Annotated in this window: 12 protein-coding genes; 5 read left to right on the forward strand and 7 right to left on the reverse strand. The window is 65.5% G+C overall.

Annotated features, from left to right (window positions below):
• The coding region (locus EWU68_RS11880; protein ID WP_193554055.1) for a fumarylacetoacetate hydrolase family protein at positions 1–783 on the reverse strand (783 nt) is incomplete at its 3' end.
• An 818-nt stretch (positions 784–1,601) separates the two neighbouring features.
• Here EWU68_RS11880 and EWU68_RS11885 point away from each other — a divergent pair.
• The gene (locus EWU68_RS11885) at positions 1,602–2,996 is read left to right on the forward strand and encodes an MFS transporter (protein WP_129316351.1); all 1,395 of its coding nucleotides are present in this window, start codon (positions 1,602–1,604) and stop codon (positions 2,994–2,996) included.
• A gap of 48 nt (positions 2,997–3,044) precedes the next feature.
• Here the strand turns inward: EWU68_RS11885 and EWU68_RS11890 are convergent, their stop codons facing one another.
• From EWU68_RS11890 to EWU68_RS11910, 5 genes are all read right to left on the reverse strand, one after another.
• Positions 3,045–3,605, reverse strand: a complete 561-nt coding sequence (locus EWU68_RS11890; protein WP_129316352.1) for a PIN domain-containing protein — start codon at positions 3,603–3,605, stop codon at positions 3,045–3,047.
• Positions 3,606–3,608: 3 nt separating this feature from the next.
• Complete coding sequence (locus tag EWU68_RS11895) at positions 3,609–3,971, reverse strand: helix-turn-helix domain-containing protein (RefSeq protein WP_162421486.1); 363 nt, start codon at positions 3,969–3,971, stop codon at positions 3,609–3,611.
• A 306-nt stretch (positions 3,972–4,277) separates the two neighbouring features.
• Positions 4,278–5,243, reverse strand: a complete 966-nt coding sequence (locus EWU68_RS11900; protein WP_129316354.1) for an alpha/beta hydrolase family protein — start codon at positions 5,241–5,243, stop codon at positions 4,278–4,280.
• A gap of 623 nt (positions 5,244–5,866) precedes the next feature.
• Complete coding sequence (locus EWU68_RS11905; RefSeq protein WP_129316355.1) at positions 5,867–7,651, reverse strand: thiamine pyrophosphate-binding protein; 1,785 nt, start codon at positions 7,649–7,651, stop codon at positions 5,867–5,869.
• Between the two features lie 688 nt (positions 7,652–8,339).
• Positions 8,340–9,038, reverse strand: coding sequence for an IclR family transcriptional regulator (locus tag EWU68_RS11910; protein ID WP_129316356.1), 699 nt, complete (start codon positions 9,036–9,038; stop codon positions 8,340–8,342).
• A gap of 148 nt (positions 9,039–9,186) precedes the next feature.
• Here EWU68_RS11910 and EWU68_RS11915 point away from each other — a divergent pair, with 148 nt between their 5' ends.
• Both EWU68_RS11915 and EWU68_RS11920 read left to right on the forward strand, forming a co-directional pair.
• Positions 9,187–11,073 (forward strand): FAD-binding monooxygenase, encoded by a 1,887-nt coding sequence (locus tag EWU68_RS11915; RefSeq protein ID WP_129316357.1) that lies wholly within the window; start codon positions 9,187–9,189, stop codon positions 11,071–11,073.
• Positions 11,074–11,162: 89 nt separating this feature from the next.
• Entirely contained in the window at positions 11,163–12,383 is a 1,221-nt protein-coding gene (locus tag EWU68_RS11920; protein ID WP_129316358.1) for a M20 metallopeptidase family protein, read from the forward strand.
• 34 nt (positions 12,384–12,417) lie between these two features.
• Here the strand turns inward: EWU68_RS11920 and EWU68_RS11925 are convergent, their stop codons facing one another.
• Positions 12,418–13,383, reverse strand: coding sequence for an AraC-like ligand-binding domain-containing protein (locus EWU68_RS11925; protein ID WP_129316359.1), 966 nt, complete (start codon positions 13,381–13,383; stop codon positions 12,418–12,420).
• A gap of 201 nt (positions 13,384–13,584) precedes the next feature.
• Here EWU68_RS11925 and EWU68_RS11930 point away from each other — a divergent pair, with 201 nt between their 5' ends.
• Together EWU68_RS11930 and EWU68_RS11935 are read left to right on the forward strand one after the other, a co-directional pair.
• Positions 13,585–15,003, forward strand: coding sequence for an aldehyde dehydrogenase family protein (locus EWU68_RS11930; RefSeq protein ID WP_129316360.1), 1,419 nt, complete (start codon positions 13,585–13,587; stop codon positions 15,001–15,003).
• Between the two features lie 7 nt (positions 15,004–15,010).
• Positions 15,011–16,534 carry a GMC family oxidoreductase gene (locus EWU68_RS11935; protein ID WP_129316361.1) on the forward strand — a complete coding sequence of 508 codons (1,524 nt, stop codon included), beginning with the start codon at positions 15,011–15,013 and terminating at the stop codon, positions 16,532–16,534.
• Positions 16,535–16,773 lie beyond the last annotated feature (239 nt).

Consider the following 16,773-nt stretch of genomic DNA (forward strand, 5'->3'; position numbering starts at 1 on the left):
CCCCCAGGCCTCTTCGCGCTGCTTGTCGTCCACGGCGGGAAGCGCGCCGAGGGACTCGTCGAAACGCCCCGAACCCTCGACGACTCGGGTCCGCAGACGCCCCGATGACGGCGTGCCCGGTGCGTTCGGGGCGTCGACCTCGACCTCGACGACGTCGCCCGGTGCCACGACGCTCGAACCCGCGGGTGTTCCGGTCAGGATGACGTCGCCCGGCTCGAGGGTCACGTGCTGCGACAGATCGGCGACGAACTGGGACAGCGGGAAAATCAACTGCTCGTCCGAAGTACCGTCCTCCTGGGCCAGGGAGCCGTTGACCCAGGTGCGCACCCGCAGTTCGGTGGGTTCGACGCCGCGCGCGTCGATGAGCCGGGGGCCGACGGGGGTGTACCCGTCCCGGCCCTTGTTCCTGAGGTTGGACCCCTTGTCCGCGGCCCGGTAGTCGTAGATTCCGAAGTCGTTGGACGCGGTGACCGAGGCGACGTGGCTCCAGGCGTTCTCCACGGACACGTTCTTGGCGGCCCGGCCGATGACCAGTGCGATCTCGCCCTCGAACGCCAGCAGTTCGGTTCCTTCGGGACGCTCGATCGTTGCGCCGGAGCCGGCGAGCGAGCTGGCGGGTTTGATGAAGTAGGAAGGTTTCGCGGGTCGGCGACCTCGCTGGGCCGCCCGGGATTCGTAGGCCACGTGGACGGCGATGATCTTCCCCGGATCCACCGGCACGTCGGCGACCTCTCCCCCGGAATTCTGCGCGGCGCGCTCTGGCTCCTCGTACGGAGTGGTCATGCAGCCTCCTCGTCGATGAATGCTTCGCCACAGATCGTATATCATTTCGGATTTGGCAACAAGTAGCCCAAGTCACAAAGTAATGAGCCTGCTTGGTGAGGCTGGGGTGCAGGGCGGCTGATCCGCTCGGGCGGGGCAGCTGAGGTGGCCGCCTGGCCGAGGTGGCAATGGCGTGCGGTTGCGGGACCGAAGTGGCAATCACGTGCGGCTACGTGGCCGAGGTGGCAATCACGTGCGATTGCGCGGCCGAGGTGGCAATTTTGTGCACTTTTAGGCCCCAAAAAGTCCCAAAACTGCCACCTCGCGAGCAACGCCGCACGAGGTTGCCACCTCGTCAGCAGGCCCGCACAAAATCTTCACCTCGTCGCGCGCGACCGCACGACACTGCCACCTCGCGGACAACACCCCGCACACCATTGCCACTTCGCCGCCTCGCCGCACGAAGTCGCCGCCTCGCCGCACGAAGTCGCCGCCTCGCCGCACAAAATCGCCACTTCGCCGCGCACGACGCCGCACGAAACTGCCACCTCGCGCGCAACACCCACCCAGCCAGCACGCGCCCCACCTCCGCCTCGCGCAGGACGACGACGTCACACGCCCGACCGCCCTTGACCTGGACCGCACATCGTATATCATCCAATATCACATCGAGAGTATTCTGGATCACAATTTTCGGGCGTCCATGCGCCCGTCCGGCCCGCGACAACGGGGTTCTGCGGGACGCGGCCATGGAGCAACCGCACCGCAAGCCGGAAGCCGCTAGCCGGAAACCGAAATCCAGAAACCATACACTCGCACCGCACGACGAAGGAGTCGAGATGACGGCCCACCACGATCCAACAACCAGGACGGCGGCGTTGCGCACCGTCCAGCAGGCCAAGGAGCAGCGCCGCGTGATCGCCGGAACGGTGATCGGTACGAGCATCGAGTGGTACGACTTCTTCCTGTACGCCTCGGCCGCCGGACTCGTCTTCGGCAAGCTGTTTTTTGGCCCCCTGGGACCTCAGGCGTCGGTCATCGTCTCCTTCATGAGCGTGGGCCTCAGTTTCCTCTTCCGACCGCTCGGAGCTTTCGTCGCGGGGCACCTCGGCGACAAATGGGGTCGCAAACGCGTACTCATGGTGACCCTGGTCGGGATGGGCGCCTCGACCACCCTGATCGGTGTCCTTCCCACCTACGCGAGCATCGGTGCGGCCGCGCCGATTCTCCTGATTCTCTTGCGCCTGGTCCAAGGCGTTTCGGCAGGTGGCGAATGGGGAGGCGCCGCACTCATGGCGGTCGAGCACGCCCCCGTGGATCGTCGCGGCATCTACGGGTCGGCACCCCAGATCGGTGTTCCGCTTGGCTTGCTCATGGCTTCCGGCATGCTGACCCTGATGACGACGATCGCCCCCGGCGATGCCTTCATGCAGTGGGGCTGGCGCGTGCCTTTCCTGTTGAGCGTGGTACTGATCGCCGTCGGGTACTGGATCCGCCACGGCGTCGAGGAATCACCCGTGTTCAACCAGATCGCCGAGCTCAAGGACGAACGCAAGGCCCCGATCGGTGTCCTCTTCCGCAAGCATGGCGTGCTCGTAATCTTTGCCGCGCTCATCTTCGCCGGCAACAACGCCGCCGGCTACATGACCACGGGTGGGTTCATCCAGAGCTACGCGACCGACCCCGAGGGGCCCCTCGCCTTCGAACGCGGCCCCGTTCTTCTGGCCGTGACCGGGTCCGCTGTGACCTGGCTGATCTTTACGCTGATCGCCGGTTGGGTTTCGGATCGGATGGGTCGCCGCAACAGCTACATCTTGGGGTGGATCCTCTTGTTCGTCGGCGTCGTCGCCCTCTTCCCCCTGGTCAAGAGCGGAAGCATCGGGATGCTGTTCTTGGGACTGGTGGTGCTGACCGTCGGCCTCGGTTTCACCTACGGCCAGCAGTCGGCGACCTACACCGAGCTGTTCCCCGCATCGGTCCGATTCTCGGGAGTCTCGATCTCCTACGCCATTGGGGCAATCGTCGGCGGCGCATTCGCACCGACCATCGCCCAGGCGCTCCTGAATGCCACGGGGAGCACCCAGTCCATCGGCATCTACCTGAGCATCATGGTGATCCTGGGAATGGTCGCGACGCTTCTGCTGCGAGACCGCACCGGGATTCCCCTGGGCCACGGCAGTGAAGAGGAGCAATCGCGCAGCCCGCTCGTCTTCGTGAAGTCGAACGCGCAGTAACCCGGCCCGAACGACGTCGGCCGCTCATACGGGGGCGATGTGGACGAACTAACGTTCAGACATATGACCAGCTGTGGCCCGGGCGAACACTGACAACCCACAACGAGACAACCCCGCCAAGTATCGCTCGCGCGTCATCGCCGGATGCTGCGCGTCCCGGAGAATTCCTCGGACTGCGGCGACAACGACGTCGGCGTCGAGATTCAGCTGGTCAAGAAGGAATTCGTCAGGACTGCGCACGTCGAGGTCGTACGGGGCGACGGATTCTGCAGGGAAGTCTTTTCTGTTGAAGGTCACGATGAGTTCCGCTCCGGAACGCACGGCGGCAGCCAGGACGTGGCGATCTTTGGGCTCATTCGTCATAGCGGGTATCAAGGACTCGTAGTCACGGACCAGAGCGTCGGGGAAGCACCGTCGCATGGCTGTTAGCCGGCGTCGCGCCTTGGCTGGAGGAACATTCAGTTTGGCCACCAGGTTCCGTTCGATCTCGTCAAGGATCTCCTCCGACCACAGCGGACGGAACTGCCTGGCGGAGCCCAATCGGAGCAGGATATCGACGACGGGCATGGGAATGAGGACACACGCGTCGAGGACGACCGGGCAAGCCATGACCTATCGGGTCTTGTAGTCGTCAGGCACCACGAAGTAGTCACCTTCCTGCGCGGCCTCACGCGTCTGGTCGGCCAGAAACTGGTCACGACGTGCCGATATCCGCTCCTCGTACTCCTGCACGTCGGCCAGGAGCACCCGTCGGTGGCGACCGACCTTCGTGAATGGGATTTCCCCGGACTCCAAGAGCTTGACCAGCGTAGGCCGCGACATCTGCAGGAAGTCCGCCGCCTTCTGTGTCGTCAGTTGCGCGCTGGTGTGCATCACCGTGACCCCTTGACCTTCGCAGAGCGAATCCATGATGAAAGTCAAGGTGTCGTAGAGCCGGGCCGGGATCACACGCTTCGTGCCGTCCGGACCGGACATGCATGGAGTGGCAGGCTCCTCACCGCAAGACGCGCCCGAGAGAAACTCTGAGATCTCGGCGATTTCTTCCGGACTGAACGAGGAGGGGTTAATGGTTCTTCGGGGATACAGAGAAGCGACCGTCATATCTTCAGCATACCCTCAATCGAAATATTCGAAATATCCATATGTCATCCCATGGCCGAGCAAGCCATCCGGTCCAGTCGGTTGAGCCGACACCCACCACCCCGCTCGCGTCCCATATCCGCACTGAGAGCGGGCAGATTCTCGTCGTGCTCAGACCATACGGAGGACGACGTCCGCGGTTTATTTGCCGTTCGTGATCAGGTCGATGACTTCGTTGAAGTGGGTCGAACCGTAGGTCAGGAACGAGCCGTGAGTTTCTCCGTAGAGGAGCTTCAGGTCGGCCTGACCGCCCCGGGCCTGGAGAGTCTGGACGTACCGCTGGGAGTTCTGCCACGCGACCGTCGAGTCCGCGGTGCCGTGCACGGCGGTGACGGGAATCTGGGGATCGAGGTTCTGGATAGGGTCGACGGCGGAGTAGTTCGTCGGAACCTGCGACGGCTTCCCGCCCATGACGTGGAACAGGTCGTGATCATCCGTCGTCGCCTCGAAGGTCATGTCCATGGGACCGGACAGGGCGACGATGCGCGATGGCCTGAATTTCGGGGCACTCAGCCCCGGAACCAGCTGGGAGTCGCCACGCGTACTCGCCCAAGTGGCCAGTTGGGCCCCCGCGCTGTGGCCCACCGCGACGGCGCGCCCGGAAAGCTCCGGGTGCTCGGCCATCAGCTGCTTCACGTGGTCGAACGCTGCGGCGACGTCGGTGAAGGTGGTCGGCCAGCCGCCGCCGGACCCGACGCGACGGTACTCGATGTTGTAGACGGCGTAACCGCGCGCGGAGATGGCACGCGCGTAATCATCGAAGGTGCTCGCGCCGATGGAATGGTGCCAGGCACCGCCATGGACCAGAACCACCATGGGTACGGTGCCTCGCTTGTGGACTCCACCAGGAAGGTAGAGGTCTCCCCAGTTCTGGCTGGGATCCCCCTGACCACCCACAGGATAGGGGACGCGCTGCGCGGTGGGTTCCGCCCTCTCGGAGACTGGTTGCTCGGCCGAGGCGATGGTCGAGTCCTGGATCTTCAGAGGCCCAGGATCCTCTTTCGAAAAACATCCCGAGCAGGCCACGAGCAGAACCAAGGCCATCGAGCCGGCCGCGATCTTGCCGGCGCGAGGAACGCGTGTCGGCTTGGTCAGTCCGATCTTCACAGGATCCTTTCAACGGTGGTTCGCCGAACTCCCCACACCCATTCATTCAACAACCACACAAGATCCCACGGATCGTCAAAATCTTATGTCACGGATACGGAGAACCTCAACGACGTCGATCACGTTTCCACAGACGGTCGTCTTACCACCGGATCACGAATCCGGACGTGCATCAAGGTGCAGTATCTTCGGGACACAAGCCATGTTTTGACCGACATCACTCCACGGAGCGGCCATGAAAAAGTCCCATGCATTCCGTCGAATCACACACTTCGCCCGGACCGCTTTTCGCGTCCGGACCGCTTTTCTCGCAGCGCGATTCACCTGGGGCGTCGTCGTCCTCTCGACGGTCACGCCGCGGACGAGGCCAGGGCACCTGTGGCGAGTCCGGTTGAGAGCATGGTCAGGTCAGCGCCGGGCGACGATACCGCCACAAACACTCCAGGCGGCCGGACACGTCTGTGTCCGACCGCCTGTTGTTCACGAGTCGTATGCCCTTCACCCTGTGCCACCCGATGTGGGTGCCCTCAAGTGTGGGCCGGTCCGGGCCGAGGGCTCCTCAGCTCCACGCCGGTGGGTTCCACGTCGTGGGGTTCCACGTCGGTGGGTGGGACTCCGATGGCTCACGCATGCAGGTGACGCCCGCCGACTTCGTGCGCGCTCCCCCGGTCACCATTCGTGCCGCGACCGCCACCGGCCGCACCCGAAGGGTTCCAGGATGAGGTGTCCATCCCGAGCATCTCCTCGACGTGCGGGGCCGCCCGACGCGCCTCCTCCACCGTCTCGATGATCCAATCGGCGCGGACGCTGTTCGTGATGCGGCAGTCCAGGACATAGATCCCGCCTTCCTCGGCGGCGATCCACTGCTCGAAGTCCCTGAGGTCCGCCAAGGTCCGCACCGTATCGCCTTTGGCCCCCAGGGCGCGGAAGATTCCGGCAAAGTCGACATCGGGGATCAGCATGGGCTCAGGGGCCAGCCCGCGGGCGGCATACTGGTGCACCTCGGCGCCGTAGCCGGCATCGTTCAAGAACACGACGACGCCGCGGCGAGTCGTGCGCACGAAGGTCTCGGCGTCGGCGATTCCCATGAGCCCGCCCCCGTCGCCGGAGACCAGCACGGGCAGCCTCTCGCCCGACGCCGCCAGAACACCCGCGGCGCTGGCGAAGCCCAGACCGATCGACTGGAATTGCGTACCCACAGTCACATGACTGTCCGGCTCGTTGACCTTCAGATAGGTCAGCGGCCACTGCATGAAGTGCCCGCCGTCCGTGAACACAACACGGTCCTCGGGCAGCAGGTCGTTGAGGCGGCTCATGACCCGCCGGGGATCGAGCCGCCCATCGGGGGCCTGTTCATCGCCCTCGGTGCGCCATTGGGCTTCTTCCGAGGTCGGGGAGACCACGGGCGTGCGTCCGCTGACCCCGAGCTGCAGGATTTTGTCGTGGATCAGCCCCACGGCGTCGGCGGCGTCGGCGCGGCAGTACTGGTCAACCCGCGAATGGGTCGGCTCCTCGGTGTCTCCGACCTGGACGACTCGGGCGTCGTCAGAGAAGGCAGTGCCGAATGCCATCGTGAACTGGTTCAGACCCGCACCGACCACGAAGACGACGTCGGCACGTCGGATCTCGCGCAACGCGCCGGGTGCGGAGAATCCACCGCACACCCCGAGGTCACGGAAGTTCGTCGGTCGCCTCGCGGGGACGGAGAAATAACCCTGGGTGGGAACGGTCGTGACGACGTCGGCCCCCAATGTTTCCGCGAGCGCCAGCAGGTCGGAACGCGCCCCGATCGCGCCCCTGCCCGCCAGAATGAGCGGCCGCTCGGCGTCGGCGAGGTGGTGAGCAATCCGCGCGGCCTCGATGTGGTCGGGGGACGGCAGACGCGTTGGTTCGGGCAAGTCGGGAATGATTTCCCCGCGCTCGCCGATGAGTTCGGGAGCCAGGTCGTAAGGAATCGCGAGCACCACGGGCCTCGAATTCTCGATCGCGTCGGCCAGGGCCTGAATGGTCACGGTTCCGGCGTCCTGGACTCCCACGGTGTATGTGGGTACGTCCATGGACGCGGCCGTCATGGTCTGGTCGATGTCGAGCGGTCGGGGACCCGCCGTCGGCGCGGAGCCGACGACAAGGACCAACGGCATTTTTGCCAACGACGACTCCGCCAGCGATGTCAGCGTGTTGGTGAATCCGGCGCCGTAGGTGGCCGTAGCCACGGCGACTTCTCGGGTCATTCGATAGTAGGCGTCGGCCGAGGCGACGGTGCCCGACTCATGGCGCACGGGAATCGGCGGGACGCCGAGACGCTCGAGAGCGTCAATGAAGTAGGCGTTGCCGTTGCCCATCAGGCAAAAGAATTTTTCAACATGGCGCGTCAGGGCGCGCGCAACCGTTTCGGATACGGACTGCATGGTGTTCCTCCGGAACCACATATGAACTTTTAGGCCATATATGTCTCGTTCCGGGATCGCCGCAACTGAGTGCCCCTTTTTCGAACACCGGACATGCTCTGTGATGTCGGACACGCTTAACATAAGTCTTCGGTCACGATTCCGCAACCGTTCCTGCGTCGGTGCGCCCGGACGTTCGACGCTGCCGCGCGAGGTGGCAATCCCGTGCGCCTCCGACGCCGAGGTGGCAATTTCGGGACAAAATCCGCCCAAAAACCGCACGCCGCTGCCACCTCGCCACCGAAACCGCACACCACTGCCACCTCGAGCGCCCGAGCAACACAAAATCACCGCCTGGAGCGCCCGCCCGGCACAAAATCGCCACTTGGAGCGCCCGAGCCGCACAAAATCGCCACCTCGACCCGCGAAATCACCGACGCACCCGCCGAGGTGGCAATCCCGTGCGCCCCCGACGCCGAGGTGGCAATTTTGGGACAAAATCCGCCCAAAAACCGCACGCGGCTGCCACCTCGCCACCGAAACCGCACACCACTGCCACCTCGAGCGCCCGAGCAACACAGAATCACCGCCTGGACCGCCCGAGCAACACAAAACTGCCGCCTCGGGCAGGGACCTCCTAGTCAGAACCCAGAACCCACAACACAGAACCCACAACCCAAACCCCAGAACCCAACCCACCAACCACCCCTCAGGCGCCGCTTCTCGAAATGACGTCGGCGGCTTGGCGCAGTCTCGCCGCGATGGCGGGACGGTCGCCGTCGCCCACGAAGACCGCAGCGAGCGCCGCGGCCTGGCCGCCCCGGAGATCCAGGGGTACGCCGACCGAGTGGAGCCCGGTGATGACCTCGTTGGTGGTTTCGGCCCAGCCGTTGGCCCGGACCCCGTCGACTTTTTGGCGATCGGCATCGGTGACCCCTTCAGGCCATTGGTCCTCGGGGAGCATGGAGAGGATCGCCTTCCCCGGGGCGCCCAGGGCCACCGGGTGTCGGGTACCGGGACGTTGAGCGACCACGGCCACCGTCTGCGGGGGCTCCACGCTGGCGAAGGTCAGACACTCACCCCTGTCATGCACGCCCAGAAAACAGGTCATCCCCAGGTCCCGGGCGGCGAGGGTCAGCTCGGGAACGGCGACCGCCTGCAGGTCACGCTCGACGCCGCCGGCGAGCGCCGCCAGCCGGTTCCCCAGGGCCAGCCGGCCATCGTTCTTCCTGACCACGAGCCCGTGTTCCTCAAGGGTCCGGATCAGGCGGTAGGCGACGGAGCGGTGCACGCCGAGGTGCGCGGCGACGTCGTCGATACCGAGGGGGCCGCTGGCGTCGGCGAGGATTTCGAGGATGCTGAGGCCGCGGCTCAGCGTCTGGGAGGGGGCTCTGGTGGGAGTGGGCATGACCGACCTTTGGTGAGACCCTTGCCACACAGGACGCGGGTCGTATATGATTTAGCGAGTTTCGTTATGTGAACGCCATATTCGCATATGGAACATGGAGAATCAATCAACGCTCCAACACCGTGGTTGGGGAGGGAGTTCGTCTCATATGCAGTTCCATCATCATGGATACGTTTCGGGTGACCCGCGGATTGAGGAGGCGGCCGGCCACGGCGTCGATCGTCCCGAGGAACTGCCCGATGACATGGACGTCCTGATCGTCGGCACGGGTCCGGCCGGCATGATCCTCGCCGCCCAGCTGTCCCAGTTCCCCGAGGTCTGCACTCGGATCATCGAGCGCCGCCCGGGCCGCCTGGAGATCGGCCAGGCCGATGGGATCCAGGCCCGCAGCGTCGAGACCTTCCAGGCCTTCGGTTTCGCGAACCAGATCGTGGACGAGGCCTACCACATCACCGAGATGTGCTTCTGGAAGCCGGACCCGGAGAACCCCGAGAACATCGTTCGCACGGCACGCCCGCTCGATGATCCCCAGGGCATCAGCGAATTCCCGCACCTCATCGTCAACCAGGCCAGGGTCCTGGACTACTTCGCCGAATTCGCCGCGCACTCCCCCGGGCGCATCACCCCGGACTACGGGATCGAATTCCTCGACCTGCAGAACACCGGGGAGGGCGAGTACCCCATCCACGCTCGTCTGCGCTACACCGCCGGGAATCGGGAGGGTGAGGAGCGCACGGTTCGGGCGAAGTACGTGGTCGGGTGCGACGGCGCCCGCAGTCCCGTCCGGTCGTCGATCGGCCGCAAGCTGACCGGCGACGCCGCCAACCATGCCTGGGGCGTGATGGACGTCCTGGCGAATACGGACTTCCCGGATATCCGCACCAAGTGCGCGATCCAGTCCGTGAATGGTTCGATCCTGCACATCCCCCGCGAAGGCGGGCACCTGTTCCGCATGTACGTGGACCTGGGCGAGGTGCCCGTGGACGACAATCACGCCGTCCGCGACACATCGCTCGAGGACATCATCGACAAGGCCAATTCGATCCTGCACCCCTACTCGGTCGACGTGAAATCCGTGGCCTGGCACTCTGTCTACGAGGTCGGACACCGACTGACGGACAAGTTCGACGACGTCTCCGAGGCAGAAACCGGAGAACGCACGCCGCGAGTCTTCATCACCGGGGACGCCTGCCACACCCACTCAGCCAAGGCCGGCCAGGGAATGAACGTCTCGATGCAGGACGGCTTCAATCTCGGGTGGAAACTGGGCCACGTCCTGACGGGGACCAGCCCGGAGGAACTGCTGAGCACCTATTCGGAGGAACGCCAGGTCATCGCCAAGAACCTGATCGACTTCGACAAGGAATGGTCCACTCTGATGGCCGCCAAGCCGGAGGACCTCCCCGACGAATCCACCCTGGAGGACTTCTACGTCAAGACCGCCGAGTTCCCGGCAGGGTTCATGACCGAGTACACCCCCTCGCTGATCACGGGCGGGACCGAGAACCAGGGCCTGGCCAGTGGGTTCCCGGTCGGGAAGCGTTTCAAGTCGGCCAAGGCCAACCGTGTGTGCGACGCGAATCCCGTTCACCTGGGGCACCAGGCGGTCGCGGACGGACGGTGGCGCATCTACGTCTTCGCGGACCGGCCGGCGGCGGGCGAAGCGTCCCGTCTCGCGGATTTCGCGGAATGGTTTGCCCACGACGACGCCTCGCCCCAGGTCCGCTGCACGCCCCAGGATGCCGACGACGACGCCGTCTTCGACACCAAGGTCGTCTACCAACAGCCCCACACGGACGTCGACCTGTCCCGCGTCCCGCAGGCCTTCTTGCCCAAGGTCGGCGAATTCGGGCTGGTCAACAGGGACAAGGTGTACGCAACCCTGCCCGATGAGGACATTTTCGAGGAGCGAGGGATCAGCCGGGATGGCGCGATCGTCGTCGTGCGGCCGGATCAGTATGTCTCCGCGGTTCTGCCGCTGACCGACAGGGAGGGTCTGGCGGAATTCTTCGGGCCGATCCTCGTCGAACGCTGAGATCTCATTCCGGCGAGTCGGTGGACACTCCCTGAGCGGGCCGACATCATGGATGGACAATCCGATGTCGGTATATAACGGAGATGATCATGGCTGAGAGCCGCGTTCCGAACCAGCAGTCCCCCAACTTCCTCTCGGAAGCGACGGTCCTCGCGAATGAGCTCAGCCATCTCCGACGGACCCTCCATCGGAATCCCGAGCTGGGCAACGATCTGCCCCAGACCCAGGCGACCGTGATCGAGGCCCTCTCGGGGTTGCCCCTCGAGATCCATCGCGGCACCGACGTGTCCTCCGTGATCGCGGTGCTCGAAGGCGGAAAGCCGGGCCCGACCGTTCTGTTGCGAGGCGACATGGACGGCCTTCCGGTCGAAGAGAACTCCGGCGAGGAGTTCGCCTCGACGAACGGCGCGATGCACGCGTGCGGGCACGATCTGCACACTTCCGGGCTCGTCGGCGCCGCGAAGCTGCTCAGCGCCCACCAGGAGGATCTTCCGGGCAAGGTCGTGTTCATGTTCCAGCCGGGCGAGGAAGGACCCGGCGGCGCCAAGCCGATGCTGGACGAGGGCCTGCTCGATGTGACCGGGGAGCGCCCGGTCGCGGCCTACGGGTTCCACGTGGCCCCGGGCGAGCGCGGAGGCTTCGCCTACCGTTCGGGAACCGTGATGGCCGGTGCCTACAACCTCAGCATCACCGTGCACGGCAAGGGCGGTCACGGCTCCGCCCCGCACTCCTCGCTCGATCCCGTTCCCCCGCTGACCGAGATCGCCTCGGCCCTGCAGAACGCGGTGACCCGGCAGTTCAACGTCTTCGACCCGGTGGTCGCGACCATCACGCAGCTCGAGGCGGGAACAGCGGCCGTCAACGTGATTGGCGACGACGCCCGCCTCGGAGCGACGGTTCGGGCCATGACCCGGGAGTCCGGCGAGAAGTTCGACGTCGTGGTGCGGCGTATCGCGGAAAATATTGCCGCGGCGCACGGGTGCACCGCTGAGGTCGAGTTCTCGACCCTCTACCCGCCGACAATTTGCGACAAGTCCGAGACCGAATGGGCCGCGGACACCCTGCGCGGCGTCCTGGGCGAGGAAGGGGTCCGGGAGGTTCCGGAGCCTCGCATGGGCTCCGAAGACTTCTCGTTCGTGCTCGAAGAGGTCCCGGGAACGTTCATGTTCCTCGGCGCGTCGTACCCGGGAACCGACCCGATGACGGCGCCGATGAACCACTCGGCCGAGGTGCGTTTCGACGACGCGGTCCTTCCCACCCAGTCCGCGGCCTTGGCCACGCTCGCCTTCGAGCGCCTGCTCGCGGCCTGAGGCGAGCGACGCTCCGTCGCGTCCTCCGGGCGGCTCATGCGGCGTCGGCCTGGAGGACGCGAGCGCGGTAGGCGGACGGCGATTCGCCGTATTCCGCCTTGAACGCCTTGCTGACGTGCGACGGGTCGTAGAGACCGTACCGTGCGCTGATCGTGTGCACGGTCTCGTTGCCCAGGAGCGGGTTCGCGAGGTCCTGCCGAATGGCCTGCAGGCGCCTGTTCCTGATGTAGGAAGCGACCGTGAGCCGGTGCGCGGCAAACCGGCTGTGCAACTGGCGGACCGAGATGTACAGGTAGTCCGCTATCCTTGCCGGGCCCAAGTCCGGGTCGTCCAGGTGGTGCTCGATGTACGAAATCGCCTCGTGCAGCAAATACCCCTCCGACAGGTCCTGCCCGCTGTCCCGGGCCTCCGCGGAAAGAACCGTGACCAGCATGTCCAGGGACGAGCGGATCAGATTCATCGCGTGGGCACCGTGCAGGAGGTCCATGTTCTGGGCCAACTGCTCGAACAGGGGAACGGCGACCTTCCCCAGGCCGCGGCCGCGGGTGATGGGCCTGGCCGTGACCATCCGCACCTGGTCGGGAGGCATCTGGACGTAAGAGGCAGGAAAGTGCACCACCAGGCCGTGCTGCGGTTCGGTGTAGGACAGTTCGTACGGCCGCTGGGTGACGTACAGGGCCAAATCACCCGGGTACAGCCTGCACTGGCGGCCGTCCTGTTCGAGCCCTGATGTGCCCGCGAGCTGCAGGCTCAGCTTGCAGTAGGCGACCTCGCCCTCGGTGATGAGATCCGGGCTGCGCGTCACGATGTGAGGATCCGTGACCATGTCGTGCAGGTGAACGTCCCCGACCGCGACCTGGTGCACGTCGGCACGGAAGTCCTGGCCCTCGGGGAAGGTCATCCGGAGGGGCGCAAAATACCGTGCCGCGAAATCCTGCCACTGCCGCGGGGTCAGCCCCGACCGGGAAGCTCGGGTTTCTTGCGCAGGGTATTGGGTCATCTCAGCACCTTCCGGGGGTCACGGCGCGGCGTCGTTGCCGGCCGTCGCGGTGGTATCCGTCCACCGGTTGCATGCTTCAAAATATCATCGATGTGACCTGGAGCACGCTCGTGGACAACAACGTTGCACTGTACGGCAATTGGTCTGCGCCGGTCGCTGGGGACCATGAGGGAAATGCACCCTACGAAGCAAGGAACCCTCATGAGTCAGCTTCCTTCCACGTACGCCGACCTTCTTGCCGCCGTCGACGCCGGCACGGACGGCCGCGAAATCCGGGATCCCGCGACGGGCGAGACGATTGGTCACGCACCGCGGGACACGACAGAAGATCTCGACGACGCCATTGCGGCCGCCACGGCTGCTCAGCCCGCATGGGGTCGCCGCAGCCACAAGGAGCGCAGCGACCTGCTTCTGCGCGCCGCCGACGCCTTGGAAGCGTGCGCCGAGCCTTTGGCCGAACTCCTCTCCCGCGAACAGGGCAAACCGTTGAACGGACCCAACGCCCGTTTCGAGGTGGGGGCCTGCGCCTCATGGCTGCGGGCGACCGCCGGGTTCGAGCTCGAGGAGAACGTGCTCGTCGACGACGGCGAGACCCACGCGGTGCTGCGCTACCGGCCGATCGGCGTCGTCGGCGCCATCAGCCCCTGGAACTGGCCCATGATGATCAGTGTCTGGCAGCTCGCTCCGGCCCTGCGGATGGGCAACACCGTAGTCACCAAGCCTTCGGAGTACACGCCGCTCAGCGTCCTGGCCCTGTGCGCCGTGCTCAATTCGGTGTTCCCGGACGATGTGCTCCGCGTGGTTTCGGGTGAACGGGAGATCGGTTCGGCCCTGAGTTCCCACCCGGACATCGACAAGGTCATGTTCACCGGCTCGACCGCAACGGGCCGGAAGATCATCGAGTCCTCCGCGGAAACGATCAAGCGCCTGACACTGGAGCTCGGCGGCAACGACCCCGGGATCGTGCTCGAGGACGCGGATCCGGTCGCGATTGCCGAAGACCTCTTCTGGGGCGCATTCATCAACACGGGGCAGACCTGCGCCGCGCTCAAGCGACTCTACGTTCCGGACTCGCTGTACGACGACGTCTGCGCCGCACTCGTGGACGTCGCCGGGAAGATGCCGATGGGCGTCGGGCTCGAGGAGGAGAACGTGTTGGGCCCGTTGCAGAACAAGGCGCAGTACGACGTCGTCGACCGGCTCGTCGAGGCCGCGAAGGACGGCGGGGCGAAGGTTCTCGTGGGCGGAAATCCGGACACCGACCAACCGGGGTTCTTCTACCCGACCACGTTGGTCGCGGACATCGACCCCGACAATCCTCTGGTCACCGAGGAGCAGTTCGGCCCGGCCCTGCCGATTATCCGGTACTCCACCCTGGACGAGGCGATCGAGGCGGCGAACTCGGTCGATGTCGGTCTGGGCGCATCCGTTTGGTCCTCCGACCCGGACAGGGCCCGCGAGGTCGCCGCCCGGATCGAGTCCGGAACGATCTGGATCAACGGACACGGCGGCGTCGACCCCCGGATTCCCTTCGGTGGGGTCAAGAAATCAGGCTACGGACTCGAGTTCGGGGTCGAGGGGCTCAAGGGCCTCGGACTGCCCCAGGTCATCAGCGGTTAGGAGAATCATGTCAGCCACGGAATACGTCATTGTGGGGGCCGGATCTGCCGGCAACGTCCTGGCGCGGCGCCTCCTCGACGCGGGTCACACCGTGACCCTCCTCGAAGCGGGCGGCGAAGAAACAAACCCCGACATCAGGCACCTGTTCGACCTGGGCAAGATCTGGCACAGCCCCCAGGACTGGGACTACTTCACGGTGCCCCAGGAGGGCTGCTCCTCGCGGCGACTGCACCTGCCGCGCGGCAAGGTCATGGGCGGGTCCCACGCTCTCAACGCGTGCATCTGGGTCAGGGGCGCACGCCAGGACTACGACGCCTGGGCCTACCGCGGGTGCCCAGGATGGACCTGGGACGAGGTTCTGCCGTACTTCACGCGGATCGAGAACTTCGACGGTCCAGCCTCGGACCTGCACGGCACGGACGGTCCCTTGGATGTGCGCACCGATTTCGAGCGCAACCCCATTCAGGAGTCCATGGTGGACGCCGCCCAGGAGGCGGGCTTCCCGTTGAACCCCGACTACAACCTCGGCGACCCCGAGGGCGTGTCCCGCATGCAGCTGAACGTCCGGGATGGGGAACGATTCAACACGTGGCAGGCCTACCTGGAGCCGGTGGCGGATCACGAAGCGCTGAAGCTTGTGACGAATGCCCGGGTCCGCCGCATCCTGTTCGAGGGGAATCGCGCCGTCGGCGTCGAGTACGACCGGGATGGCGCCCGCGAGGAGGCTCGTGGCGAGACGGTGATTCTGTGTACAGGTGCTCTGGGCAGCCCCGAGGTCCTGCTCCGGTCCGGGGTCGGTCCTCGCGCCGAGCTCGAGGAGGTCGGGGTCGACGTCGTCGCCGACGTTCCCGGTGTCGGGAAGAACCTGCACGACCACTTGCTCTCCCCCGTGATCTTCACGACCGAGGAGTCCCACCCGTTGCCGGACCCCGAGGTTGCCCCGGCCGAGGTCCACCTGTTCGCGAAGTCCCGTCCGGACGCTCCTGTGCCGGACACACAACCGATCTTCTTCTCCGTCCCGATGTATTCGCAAGGGTACAAGAACGGCGAGATGGGCGGGCCCGACAAGGCGTTCAGCCTGCTCGGCGGGCTCGTTCGACCCGTCAGTCGAGGTTCGCTGGTCCTGACCGGTGCGGCCCCGGACGATCCGGTCGAGGTGGATCTCGGTGCCCTGAGCCAGCAGGCCGACGTCGACGCCCTCGTGGCCTCGGTTCGCCACTGTCGGGACATCGGTCGCCAACCCGCCCTGGCCGACGCCTGGGGCGCCCAGGAGATCTGGCCCGGCCCCGACGTCAGCGACGACGACCTCGAGGAGTACGTCCGCGACTCGGTGGTCACGTATCACCACCAGGTCGGAACGTGCTCGATGGGGACCGATGCGCAGGCCGTCGTGGACCCGGACCGGTTCGCCGTCAAGGGAACCCAGGGGCTGCACGTCGTCGATGCGTCGATCATGCCGACGATCCCCACGGGCAACACCAACGCACCGACGATCATGATCGCCGAACGCGCGGCCGAGCGGCTCAGCTAGCACCACCCGGGGGGGGGTGGCGGTGGCGTGGCAGCGAGGTGGCGAGGCGGCACGAGGTGGCGAGGCGGCACGAGGTGGCATTCTCGTGCGATTCCTCCCGCGAAGTGGCAATTTTGTGCGGAAATCGGGGCCAAAACCGCACAAGATTGCCACCTCGGGCGCGGAGACGCACAGGAATGCCACCTCGAGGCGGTTACCGACGCCGCCGTCGCTCGTCATGGCCCTCAACGACGCCGTTA

It is taken from the genome of Rothia koreensis, from assembly GCF_004136575.1.
Classification (GTDB): domain Bacteria; phylum Actinomycetota; class Actinomycetes; order Actinomycetales; family Micrococcaceae; genus Rothia; species Rothia koreensis.